Source organism: Pseudorhodoplanes sp., assembly GCA_032027085.1.
Classification (GTDB): Bacteria; Pseudomonadota; Alphaproteobacteria; order Rhizobiales; family Xanthobacteraceae; genus Pseudorhodoplanes.
Genome location: JAVSMS010000001.1, coordinates 4,635,127 through 4,646,980 on the forward strand (window position 1 = coordinate 4,635,127; position 11,854 = coordinate 4,646,980).

Consider the following 11,854-nt stretch of genomic DNA (forward strand, 5'->3'; position numbering starts at 1 on the left):
GGCGTCAAACCTGACCGAGCGAATTTTCCATGACTGAAGAACCCATTCTCGACATCGCCCACCTCGCACATCTTGAATTGCTCACGCCGAAATTCGAAGAGAGCCGCAAATTCTTCATCGACGTAATGGGCATGACCCAGAGCGGCGAGAAAGGCGACAGCGTCTATCTGCGCGGCTGGGACGACTACGAGCGCTATTCACTGAAGCTGACCGCCTCGAAAACTTCGGGCATGGCGCATGTCGCCTTCCGCACCCGCTCGCCGCAGGCGCTGGAGCGCCGCGCCACCGCGCTGAAAGGCTCTGGTTTCGATGTCGGCTGGACCGACGGCGACCTCGGCCACGGCAAGACCTTCGTCTGCAAGGATCCCGACGGGCATGTGATCGAGCTGTACTACGATACGGAATGGTACGAGGCGCCGCCGGAACTGAAGCCGGCGCTGAAGAACCAGGCGCAACGCTATCCCGCCCGCGGCGTCGGCGTGCGCCGGCTCGACCACTTCAACGGGCTCGCTTCCGACATCAAGGCGAACCGGGAATTCTTCCAGAAATACCTCGGCTTCCGCTTGACCGAGCAGATCGTGCTCGATGACGGCACCGAAGCCGGCATGTGGCTGACCGCGACCAACAAGAGCTACGACTTCGCCTATACGCGCGACTTTACCGGCAGCAAGGGCCGCTTCCATCACATCACGTATGCGCTGGACTGCCGAGAGGATATCCTGCGCGCCGCCGACATCTTTCTGGAGAACGGCGTCTATATCGAAACCGGTCCTCACAAGCACGCCGTGCAGCAGACCTTCTTCCTCTATGTCTATGAGCCGGGGGGCAACCGCGTGGAAGTGGCGAATGCGGGCGCGCGCCTCATTCTGGCGCCGGACTGGAAGCCGATCCGCTGGACAGAGGCCGAGCGCAAGAAGGGCCAGGCCTGGGGCCTGAAGACAATCGAGTCGTTCCACACGCACGGTACGCCGCCGGTAGAACATAAATAATCATGCCGATACCGCGGGTCCCGCCATCGTTGGCTTGGGCCTGATCATCGCTGGCGTGATCGTAATCAAAACCTTCTGCGGGACGGTGGGCCATTGATCGCCGCCACCGCACCGCCGTGCTAGTTTGGCGCCATGCGGATGCTGAAACTTCCAAGCGGCGAAGCCGTCCCGGTGCTCGGGCAAGGCACCTGGGGCATGGGCGAGCAGCCGCGCCGCGCCGTCGATGAAGCGCTGGCGCTGCGGCTCGGACTCGATCTCGGGATGACACTGATCGACACCGCGGAAATGTACGGCGATGGCGGCGCCGAGGAAGTGGTCGCCGATGCCATTGCCGGCCGCCGCAACGAGGTGTTTCTGGTCGGCAAGGTGCTGCCGGAGAATGCCTCGCGGCGAAAGACGCTCGAGGCGTGCGAACGCAGCCTGCGGCGCTTGGGCACCGACCGCATCGATCTCTATCTGTTGCATTGGCGCGGCGGCGTGCCGATGTCCGAGACGCTTGCGGCTTTCACCGAACTTCTGGAGGCCGGAAAAATCTGCGCCTGGGGCGTGAGCAACCTCGACACCGACGATATGGACGAGCTCGCCGGGCTGCCGGGCGGCGGCGACTGCGCGACCAATCAGGTGCTCTATAACCTGACCCGGCGCGGCATTGAATTCGACCTCCTGCCCTGGTGCCGCAAGCGCGGCATCCCGATCATGGCCTATTCGCCAATCGAACAGGGCCGTATGCTTGGTCACAATATGCTCAAGACCGTCGCCGCGCGGCACAACGCCACTCCCGCGCAGGTCGCCCTCGCTTGGCTGTTGCAACAGCCGAACGTGCTGGTGATCCCCAAGGCGGCTAATCCCACCCATGTGCGCGAGAATCGCGCCGCACTCGATCTGAGATTGACCGAGGACGATCTGGCTGATCTAGACAAGGCCTTCCCGCCCCCGTCGCGGAAAAAGCCGCTGGAAATGCTTTAGGCCGCACTCCCCGAACAGGCAACGGAATGACAGATCTGTCCAAACTCAAAGTCGGCCTCAAAGGCGAAGCTGAAATTCTCGTCGGCGACGCGCAGACCGCGCCGCGGGTCGGCTCTGGCCGCGTGCGGGTGCTGGCGACGCCGGTGATGATCAATATGATGGAAGCGGCCGCGCTCGACGCCATCGAGTGCCTGTTGCCGGAAGGCCATCAGAGCCTCGGCACCCATCTCAATGTCGGCCATTATGCGGCGACACCCGTCGGCATGACATTGCGCGCCACCGCGGAAGTGACGAAAATCGACGGTCGTAATATTGAATTCCGCGTCGAAGCCTTCGACAACAAGGAACGCATCGGCGACGGCACGCATGCGCGCGTCGTGGTAAACGTGGAACGTTTCGACAAACGCAGTCAGAAGAAACTGCAGACCTGAGCAATGAACGGACGCACGCAACGCATTTGCTTCATCGGCTTCGGCGAGGCCGGACAGGCCATCGCCGCAGGCCTGCGCGAGGAGGGCGTGTCGCAGATCGTGGCCTGGGACATCCTTTTCCCGGAAGCAGACGGCGCAAAGCTGAAACAGGCCGCCGCGAACATTGGCGTGCGCATTGCGTCCTCCGCCCAGGACGCGGTTCAGGGCGCCGAAATCATCATCGCAGCGGTGACGGCGGCCTCCAGCTTTGAAGCGGCGCAGTCGGTGGCGCCGCATCTGTCGGGCAACCCCTATTTTCTTGATGTCAATTCGGTCTCGCCCGGCCGCAAGCGCGACACCGACACCTTGCTCGCCGGCAAGGCGCGCTATGTCGATGTCGCGATCCTGTCGCCGATCCTCCCTGCCCGGCACAAATCGCCGATGCTGCTGGCAGGACCGCATGCGGAAGCGATCAAGCCTCTGCTCGATGGCCTCGGCATGAAAGTCTCGGTGGCGGGACCAAAGACCGGCGCCGCCGCCGCCATCAAGATGGTGCGCAGCGTGATGATCAAGGGCATCGAGGCGGTGACGCTCGAATGTTTCCTGGCCGCCGCACGCGCCGGGGTGGTGGAGGAAGTCGCGGCCTCGCTGAAGAACAATTATCCGTCCCTCGATTGGGGCAAGGTCGCCGAATACAATATCGAGCGCATGGCAAGCCACGGCATCCGACGCGCGGCGGAGATGGAGGAAGTCGCAGATACTTTGCGCGAACTCGGCGTCGAGCCGCTGATGACCAATGCCACCGTGAAGCGCCAGCGTGACATGGGCAAGATCGGAAAGCAGGACCAGGTCCGCGCCACCCTCGACCAAGGCCGAGCGAAGATGCTCAGCGCTATCAGCGCCGCCGCCAGGGACCGCCACTGACGATGATTGCGCGCATGATCATGGCAGCCTTGATGCTTTGCAGCCTTGCGTGTGCGTGCATCGGCCCTGCGACACCGGCCGCCGCACAAGGCCAGCCGCTGATCATGGCAGGCCCCTGCGGGCACCATGGCTACCATCCCGTCTGCGCCCGCAGCCGCAAGAACACGCTGGTCACCTATGCCAATGCCTGCATCGCCCGCGGCGAAGGCTCGCGCGTGATCAGCCATGGCGCCTGCCCCACGGCTTGCCCGATGATCTTCAAGCCGGTCTGCGCTATTGATGCCGGTGGCAAGCGCAAGACATTCGCCAATGACTGCATTGCCAGAGCTGCGAATGTGACAGTCATTCGCCGCGGCCGCTGCATTCCGCTTGTGCGCTAACCGTCTATAAAAAATGCCCCGCTTGCGCGGGGCACTTTTGTTGATTCAATGCCGGCCGGTTCAGCGCGGCGGAATCTGCAGGAATTGCGCGGTCTGTTCCTTGGTAAGCGGCTTTTCAAGGAACTTCAGCTTCACCGCATCCTCAATCGCTCCGTCGAAATCCGCCATCTTGTCGGTTTGCATCGCCGCCTTCGGATGGAATTCCTTGATGGAATCCTTCAGCATCGCTTCGTCGGCCTTGATCTTGGCCGCATACATCGTGATCGCCTTGGGATCGGAATACATCCAGTCGACGCTCTCGCGATATGCCTTCACGAAGCGCATGATCGCGTCTTTCTTGGTCTTGAGCGCGTCGGCATTGACAATAATCGAACGAACCGTCTGGCCCCTCAGGGAGGGAATGTCGCTGCCGCGGGCAATGATGCGGATCTTGCCTTCCTTGATTTCCTTAATGCCAAACGGCGGCGCCGCCCAGCCGATGTCGATCTGGCCGCTCATCACCGAGGTCAGCGTCCCGGGAGGGCCGCCGGTGGCGGTCGCCTTTCCGCTCGTGCCCAACTCGCGAATGAAGCCGACGACGATGTTGTGCGAGCTCGAACCGTTGGTTGAATAGGCGATGGTGGTGTTGTCCTTCGCGTCCTTCAGCGACTTGATCGGCGAGTCCGCCTTCACATACCAGTAAAGGTCGCCGGTTCCGGTAAAGGCCGGCAACAGAATGCGAACCGGTGCGCCTCGCTGAAAGGCGCGCATAGCGCCCGCAACTCCAACTCCGGCGCCGAGGTCGGCACTTCCCGAAATCACCGCCTGGATGGTTTCGCCCGCGCCCTGCGTGCCGACCGCTTCAATGTTCAGGTTGTGCTTCTTGAAGATACCTGCGTCCTGGCCCAGCGTCGGCGCCTGATTTTCCCAATTGTTGATCTGGCCAATCGCGATCTTCAGGGTGTCCTGGGCGGAGGCATTCGCCCCGGCTATCAGCACGCCTGCGGCGGCCAAGACGGCCGCTTTCATGAACTTCATCGCTTTCTCCCACGTGTTGGCTTTACCGTCTTCTTCTTGGATGTCTTTGATGAGGACGTCTTGCGGGCGCTGGCGCGTCCGCTACGAACCGCCTGTAGTCCATTACCCGATTTCTCCAGCCGCATCGACCAATATTCCCAGGTCCGCGACGTCACATTCGGCTGCTTGTGAATGGCCGCACATTTCTCAATTTCGCCGGGCGACAGCATGGAGACATTCCCAAGCATTCGGGCCTGCCATTGGAATTCGGCATTCCGGCATGAATATATCGTGCGCAGAACAAGATCGGGAATGCTCGCGCCGACTACGGTTGCGCCATGACGCCGCATCAGCACCATGGAATTCTTGCCGAGCGCCCGCGCGAGTGAAGCCCCCTCTTCCGGTTTCACGACCAGCATATTGGTGTCGCCAAAATCGTCGCGCTGATCCCAGAACGGGACCTGCACACCCATCGGCGCGCCCAAATGGAATACAGGCACAAGCTCAATTCCGCTGACGCAATAAGGCAAGATGGCCGGCGAATGATGATGCGCAACCGCCATCACATCCGGACGCGCCTTGTAGATTTCGCCGTGGATCACCCGCTCGGAATAGAGGTTCGCCGCAGCGGGGCGGACCGGATTTGAATCCAGGTCGAACTCAAGCACATCGCTAGGTTCGACAAGCTCCGGCGAACGCGAGCGCGAAAGGAGATAACGGCCGGGATTTTCAGGATGTCGAATTGAGACATGACCGAAGGCATCGAGCACGCCTTCATTGGCCAAGATCCGGTTTCCCAGAGCAACTTCCTCGCGCGCGAGATTTACGGCTCGCCCCATTCCGGCCTCCCTTGTTAAGTCTTTATTAGTCATCTCTTACAGAGTCGGATGATCCCACGCAAACCGGCCGTCGATTCCCTCAGCCGCTTTAACGACGCTCCTTCGCGGCCCGATGATTAATGCGGGCCTGCAGGAGCGAACCGGTCACGTCATGCATAGCGTTACGGCGAAAGCTTCGCGGTTCTGCTGTTCGATCTCGATCGCTTCAAGGATTCAACGAGACCCGCGCGCACCTGGCTGAAGATGCCGTTCTCAGGGAGACAGCCGTCAAGCTGCGTAAGAGAAGAGGATATTGTCGCGCCACTTGCGGCGACAATCGCGCAACTTGCCGAAACGCATCATGGATGCCATGCGCGCGCTCCTTCACATAGAGGGCGACGAGACCGTCCTCGCAACCAGTATCGATATCGCTTTGGCGCCGCGCGAACGGACTATGACCAGATCATCAAGACGGCCGACGAGGCGCTTTACCTAAGCCAGGGACGCCGGCGGCAATGTCTTCTCTTTTTACGGATCGGGTTTCATGTCCGTTGGCAGGACCGGCGACGTCGCTGATCTGGCCCGAGCGGTCTCCAGACCGCTGCACGCCAGCGGTTTGACAGGCTGATCACTTCCGCGCATTTTCCGGGTCTGCCGGGCCCATCGGGCCCGGCATATCCAGACATTTGCAAGGACGATCCGGTGCCGGAACTGGTCAATGTCGCCCGCGAAGGCGCTGTCGCTGTCATCACTGTCGACAATCCCCCCGTCAACGCCCTCAAGCACGACATGCGGGTCGGGCTGATCGAGGCCTTCCGGCAGGCGCGAGAGGATTCCGCGATCGAAGCCGTCGTGCTGACGGCCGCCGGCCGCACCTTCATCGCCGGCGCCGATATCACCGAATTTGACAAGCCGCCGCGCACGCCCACAACCGGTGACGTTATCGGGACAATCGAAGCCATGCCGAAACCGGTGGTTGCCGCCCTGCACGGCACGCCCTTGGGCGGCGGCCTGGAGGTGGCGCTCGGCTGCCATTTCCGCGTTGCTGCGCCCGGCACCAAACTCGGTTTGCCCGAGATCAAACTGGGTCTCATTCCCGGCGCCGGCGGCACCCAGCGCCTGCCGCGCCTGGTGGGGATGCCGAAGGCAGTGGACATGATCCTGACCGGGAATCCGATCCCGGCGGAGCAGGCACTGGACGCCGGGCTGATCGACGAGATTGCGGCGGGCGATGTGAGGGACGCGGGGATTGCTTTTGCCCGGCGCATGCTGGCGGAAGGGCGGCCGCTGATAAAAGCCCGCGACCGTGACGACAAGCTGGCCGCCTTGCGCTCCGATCCAAAACAGTTTGATGAGCTTGCGGCGCCGCATCTGAAACGCGGGCGCGGACTGAATGCGCCGAAGGCCGCAATCGAGGCACTGCGCTGGAATTTGCAACTCCCGGTCGACGAGGCCCTGAAACGCGAGCGCGAGACCTTCGTCGAGCTGCGCAATGGCGAGCAGGCCAAGGCGCAGCGGCATATCTTTTTCGCGGAGCGCGAAGCTGCGAAAATCTCCGATCTGCCCAAGGACGTGAAGGGCCGCGACATCAGGCGCGCTGCGGTGATCGGCGCCGGCACCATGGGCGGCGGCATCGCCATGAACTTTGCCAATGCCGGCATTCCGGTGACGATCATCGAGACAAGCGAAGAAGCGCTCAAGCGGGGGCTTGGCATCATCGAGAAGAATTACCGTGCCTCGGCGGCGCGCGGCGGGATGAGTGCGGACAGCGTCGACAAGCGCATGTCGCTGATTACGGGAACAACCGATATCGGCGCGGTTGCCGACGCTGACCTGATCATCGAGGCCGTGTTCGAGGACATCGAGGTCAAGCGCGACGTGTTCGGCAAGCTCGACCGCCTCGCCAAGCCGGATGCGGTACTGGCGACTAACACCTCCTATCTTGACGTGAATGCCATTGCCGACATGACAGCGCGTCCATTATCCGTCGTCGGCATGCATTTTTTCAGCCCTGCGAATGTGATGAAATTGCTGGAGGTCGTGCGCGGCGCGAAGACTGCGCCGGACATTCTCGCAACCGCCATGTCGGTCGGCCGCAAGATCGGCAAGGTGCCGGTCGTGGTCGGGGTCTGTCATGGCTTTGTCGGCAATCGCATGCTGCGCGTGCGCTCGGTCGAAGCCGAACGTCTGCTGCTGGAAGGCGCGCTGCCGCAGGACGTGGATGGCGCGCTGACGGAGTTCGGCTTCCCGATGGGGCCATTCGCCATGGGCGATCTCGCAGGCCTCGATATTTCCTGGCGCATGCGCAAGGCGCAGGGTGCGCGCGCCGAGATTGCTGATCAGCTCTGCGAACAGGGCCGCTTCGGGCAGAAGACCGGCAAGGGCTTCTATCTTTATCAGGAAGGCTCGCGCACGCCGATGCCGGACCCTGAGGTCGAGCAACTCATCGTCGCGACATCGCAACGGCTCGGCGTCGCGCGCCGGACGCTCGACCGCAAGGAAATCACCGAGCGGCTGATTTTTCCGATGATCAACGAAGGCGCGCGCATTCTCGAGGAAGGCATTGCGCAGCGTGCCTCGGATATCGATGCGATTTGGGTTTACGGCTACGGCTTTCCCGTCTGGCGCGGCGGCCCGATGTTCAATGCCGACCAGATCGGTCTGCCTTATATCCGCGACCGGCTTATGGAATTCGCCCGGCAAACGGGCGATCCGAAGCATGAGCCGGCGCCGCTCCTGGCGCGGCTGGCCGCAGCCGGCCAGGGATTTGCCTCGTTGAGCCAGAAAGCCGCCTGAAGGAGCCAGACCGTGCTGCAAACGCCGACGCCCCGATCCGCAGCACTCGCAGACCGCGTCAGGGCCTTCACGGAGGAACATATTTATCCGGCCGAGGCCGTGTTCGAGCGTGAATTGCACGAGGCCAGGGACCGTTGGGCGGAACTGCCGGTCATGACAGCGCTCAAGGCCAAGGCCAAGGCGGCGGGGCTGTGGAATCTCTGGTTGCCGAAGGCGCATGATCCCGACGCTCTGAGCAATCTGGAATATGCCCCTCTCTGCGAGATCATGGGCCGCTCGCCGATCGGCGCCGAGCCGTTCAATTGCTCCGCGCCCGATACCGGCAACATGGAAACTCTGATCCGCTATGGCAACGAGGAGCAGAAGGCGCGCTGGCTGAAGCCGCTGCTGGAGGGCGAAATCCGTTCCTGCTTTGCCATGACCGAGCCGGATGTAGCCTCATCCGACGCCACCAATATCCGCACCCGGATCGAGCGCAACGGCGATACTCACGTCATCAACGGCCGCAAATGGTGGATCTCGGGCGCGCCGGACAAGCGCTGCAAGATCGCCATCGTCATGGGCCAGACGGACCCGTCGGCGGAGCCGTACAGACGGCAATCGATGATTCTCGTGCCGATGGATACTCCCGGCGTGAAGGTGGTTCGGCCGCTCGGCGTTTTCGGTTATGACGACGCCCCGCACGGCCACGCGGAAGTGATCTTTGACAATGTACGTGTGCCCGCTTCCAACATCCTGCTCGGCGAAGGCCGCGGCTTCGAGATCGCGCAGGGGCGGCTCGGACCGGGCCGCATTCATCACTGCATGCGCATGATCGGCATCGCCGAACGTGCGCTGGAGACGCTGTGCAAGCGCGCGCTTTCGCGTACAACTTTCGGCAAGGCCGTCGCGGATCATGGCGTTACCCGCCACTGGATCGCGGAATCGCGCATGGAGATTGATCAGGCGCGGCTCCTGACGCTGCAGGCCGCGCGGATGATGGACGACGTCGGCAACAAGGCCGCACGCGCCGAAATCGCCATGATCAAGGTGGTGGCGCCGAATGTGGCGCAGAAGGTGGTGGACCGCGCCATTCAGGTGTGCGGCGGCGCCGGTGTCAGCCCGGATTTTCATCTGGCCTATGACTTCGCCCGCGCCCGCACCATTCGGCTCGCCGACGGCCCCGACGAGGTGCACCGGGAAACGGTGGCGAAACTGGAATTGCGCAAATACGCCAGCGACCGCGGCAACCGGAAATAGCCTTTAGCGGCCGGCCGCCGTCGCCCCCAGCCGATCAAGACGCGTCAGCCCGATCGCCAGCGCCAGATTCAGACGGCTACGCCGCATGCGCCTGAACCAGGCCGGCCATTTATGGCGGAGCCAGGCAATACCGACCTCCTCGAACCAGGCAGCGGTGACCAGGAAGGTCAATAGCCAAGCGAGATAATGATAGCGGGGCGCAACCAGGAAGATCAGCGAAGCGGCGTGCTGCACCAAGACGGCAAAGGCGATCAGGCGCAACCATGAATCAAAACGGTTGGACGCAGCCGCAACATAGATGACAGCAACGATGGCCGCGGCATGAACAGGGATCATGGCCAGGATCTCCCCGGGACCACTGAGCCAAAGCCCGAGCTGCTTCAACGCCCGGAGAACATGCGGCCCGTCAAGATCCAGCCGCAGGATCTCCATCAGCGCGGCTCCCCAGGCTGAGGGCGGCATCACCAGCAATTCGGGAATGCTCGCGTTGGAGCTGAACAACACAAACACGCCGCCGAAATACCAATTGTGCAGCGGCATCACCGCCGCCGGCAGAAAGCCGACGCACAAACCCGCGGCGCGCAGGATGTTCCGCGTATAGAGTGCGGCCACCCCCGCGCCCGCCAGCATGACCCCGACGAATGGTGCAAGATTGGGGCGCACAAAGATCGCAAGCGCCATCAGCAACCCGGCGCCGGCTGCAATGCCAAACCGCATGTCGGTTTTTCCGGCCGTGCGGCGGACCAGCAGCACCAGGCCGCCGAGCGCCAAGACCGCCGCCGCCGGATCGGCAAAGCCGCGCGCCGCCCATCGCGAAAAATGAAAGAAGCTCGTGCCGAACAATTCGCCGGTGGGGATCAGTACAAAAACCAGGGTCAGCCCGAGCGCCCAGGTGCGCGACAGAAATCGTCGAAACAGAGCCAGATAAGTAAAGGGCAGCGCCAGGATGAGCGCGAGATAGCCGAGATTGGTATCGCCGAAGACAAAGCGCTCGAACGCTCTCAGATAACGAAATCCGGGGCCGCCATAGTAGAAAACGCTTTCGCCGCCGCGCAACGCTTCGACGAGGTGACCGGACAAAAGGTTCTGCACAATGTTCCGCGCCGTTCCTTCGTAAAACAAGCCATCGTCGCCGGCGTCGAGCGGACGGAAGCCCCCGATGAAGCTCGCGTCGTGAATGGCGATCACGAACAGACAGGACGCGATCAACAGAAACGGCAGAACGGTCGCACGCCGACGCCATCGCACCAGAGCGCCGACAATTGCCGCCAGGACGATCAGCTTCAATGCCCCGAATACGATTTGCCATCCGCGCAGAACGACCGGCGGATCAAGCGTCATTGCGAGTGAACCGGGGCGTATTCCCAATCCAAAAATCCGCAAGCCGATGTCGGAGCGTTCGATGGTCCGGCACGCCCAGGCTGCGTTTGACAGCAGCGTGAAACGTTCGGCGCGCTCTTCCCAGATCACGTCGCCCTGCCAGCACAATTGGCTTCCGGCAAAGGCAGAGGGAAAGCGATACATCACGAAATACGGCATCAGAAGATGCCAGCGATGCAGCCCCATCCAGAAACGGCCATCGCGCCGCAATCGCTTCAGATCGCTGACCGCACCATCCCAATTGTAAATGGATTCATTTGTGAAGCCCAGCCGCAGCCAGACGGGATCGGCGAAGTCGATATCGTCGACGCGCCGCGAAAATTCACCTTTGTCGAAAATGCCATCGGCCGAGAATGCGAAGGCGGAAGCCGGCCCCGATCCGGTGCGCCAGCAGCCCGACTCGGCCGGATTACAGCGCCGCTCCGGCGGATAGGCCTTGTCGAACTCGGCCGCCATGATGCGATAAACATCGGGCGGAAGGCGCTTCAGCAGCGCGCTGTCCTCCTTGACCAGAAAGATATTGTGACCCTCGTCGATGCGTGGCGGCGCCAGAAAGGCATTTGCCGCAAGGGCCACCAGTGCCAGAGCGCCGGCAAATCGCCAGGCGCGTCCCTGGACGCTCACGTCGCCGACGAAAGCCACCACAACAACAAAAGCAAGAAGGGCGTAGCCAACCAGGTGGTTCAGCGGCAGGCCGATCACCGCGACGGCCAGCGCAACCAGCAGAAGGCAACGGGCGAGATTGGAATGGTGCCAAAAGCGGTAAAAACAGTCGCGCATGCGGCGGCGTGCCGGCTTGTGAATCTTGGCCGGAATGGCCGATGGCCACTTGTATTCCGGAGCCGTGCGGGGGGCAACTCATCAGCCCGCCGGCCCCCAATTATTCGCCCTCCTTGCGCAGTCAGCAGATTTGCCTCATGTCCTGACCGCAAAAGCGGGCCAATCCCGCTCCACAA

The 11,854-nt window shown here is 62.3% G+C and carries 10 protein-coding genes; 7 read left to right on the forward strand and 3 right to left on the reverse strand.

Annotated elements, in window-relative coordinates:
• Window positions 1–29: 29 nt before the first annotated feature.
• From RO009_22725 to RO009_22745, 5 genes are all read left to right on the forward strand, one after another.
• On the forward strand, window positions 30–989 hold the full coding sequence (locus RO009_22725; GenBank protein MDT3687854.1) for a catechol 2,3-dioxygenase: 960 nt from the start codon (window positions 30–32) through the stop codon (window positions 987–989).
• Window positions 990–1,121: 132 nt separating this feature from the next.
• On the forward strand, window positions 1,122–1,955 hold the full coding sequence (locus tag RO009_22730) for an aldo/keto reductase (protein MDT3687855.1): 834 nt from the start codon (window positions 1,122–1,124) through the stop codon (window positions 1,953–1,955).
• Window positions 1,956–1,981: 26 nt separating this feature from the next.
• Entirely contained in the window at window positions 1,982–2,386 is a 405-nt protein-coding gene (locus tag RO009_22735; protein ID MDT3687856.1) for a thioesterase family protein, read from the forward strand.
• A gap of 3 nt (window positions 2,387–2,389) precedes the next feature.
• Window positions 2,390–3,289 carry a DUF1932 domain-containing protein gene (locus RO009_22740; protein MDT3687857.1) on the forward strand — a complete coding sequence of 300 codons (900 nt, stop codon included), beginning with the start codon at window positions 2,390–2,392 and terminating at the stop codon, window positions 3,287–3,289.
• Window positions 3,290–3,303: 14 nt separating this feature from the next.
• A complete protein-coding gene (locus RO009_22745) occupies window positions 3,304–3,669 on the forward strand; it encodes a Kazal-type serine protease inhibitor domain-containing protein (protein ID MDT3687858.1) in 366 nt (121 codons plus the stop codon).
• Between the two features lie 60 nt (window positions 3,670–3,729).
• On the opposite strand, the gene RO009_22750 is transcribed toward RO009_22745, so the two are convergent.
• Complete coding sequence (locus RO009_22750; GenBank protein ID MDT3687859.1) at window positions 3,730–4,686, reverse strand: ABC transporter substrate-binding protein; 957 nt, start codon at window positions 4,684–4,686, stop codon at window positions 3,730–3,732.
• The gene (locus RO009_22755; GenBank protein MDT3687860.1) at window positions 4,683–5,504 is read right to left on the reverse strand and encodes a class II aldolase/adducin family protein; all 822 of its coding nucleotides are present in this window, start codon (window positions 5,502–5,504) and stop codon (window positions 4,683–4,685) included. Before RO009_22755 ends, RO009_22750 begins: the two co-directional genes overlap by 4 nt.
• A 681-nt stretch (window positions 5,505–6,185) precedes the next feature.
• On the opposite strand from RO009_22755, the gene RO009_22760 reads away from it, so the two are divergent.
• Window positions 6,186–8,279, forward strand: a complete 2,094-nt coding sequence (locus tag RO009_22760) for a 3-hydroxyacyl-CoA dehydrogenase NAD-binding domain-containing protein (protein ID MDT3687861.1) — start codon at window positions 6,186–6,188, stop codon at window positions 8,277–8,279.
• Window positions 8,280–8,291: 12 nt separating this feature from the next.
• A complete protein-coding gene (locus RO009_22765) occupies window positions 8,292–9,518 on the forward strand; it encodes an acyl-CoA dehydrogenase family protein (protein MDT3687862.1) in 1,227 nt (408 codons plus the stop codon).
• 3 nt (window positions 9,519–9,521) lie between these two features.
• Here RO009_22765 and RO009_22770 read toward each other — a convergent pair whose 3' ends face one another.
• Window positions 9,522–11,678 (reverse strand): hypothetical protein, encoded by a 2,157-nt coding sequence (locus RO009_22770; GenBank protein MDT3687863.1) that lies wholly within the window; start codon window positions 11,676–11,678, stop codon window positions 9,522–9,524.
• Window positions 11,679–11,854: the final 176 nt, after the last annotated feature.

Coding starts and splice junctions, on each gene's coding strand:
- RO009_22725 (MDT3687854.1), top strand. CDS start 30: ATGACTGAAGAACCCATTCTCGACATCGCCCACCTCGCACATCTTGAA.
- RO009_22730 (MDT3687855.1), top strand. CDS start 1,122: ATGCGGATGCTGAAACTTCCAAGCGGCGAAGCCGTCCCGGTGCTCGGG.
- RO009_22735 (MDT3687856.1), top strand. CDS start 1,982: ATGACAGATCTGTCCAAACTCAAAGTCGGCCTCAAAGGCGAAGCTGAA.
- RO009_22740 (MDT3687857.1), top strand. CDS start 2,390: ATGAACGGACGCACGCAACGCATTTGCTTCATCGGCTTCGGCGAGGCC.
- RO009_22745 (MDT3687858.1), top strand. CDS start 3,304: ATGATCATGGCAGCCTTGATGCTTTGCAGCCTTGCGTGTGCGTGCATC.
- RO009_22750 (MDT3687859.1), bottom strand. CDS start 4,686: ATGAAGTTCATGAAAGCGGCCGTCTTGGCCGCCGCAGGCGTGCTGATA.
- RO009_22755 (MDT3687860.1), bottom strand. CDS start 5,504: ATGGGGCGAGCCGTAAATCTCGCGCGCGAGGAAGTTGCTCTGGGAAAC.
- RO009_22770 (MDT3687863.1), bottom strand. CDS start 11,678: ATGCGCGACTGTTTTTACCGCTTTTGGCACCATTCCAATCTCGCCCGT.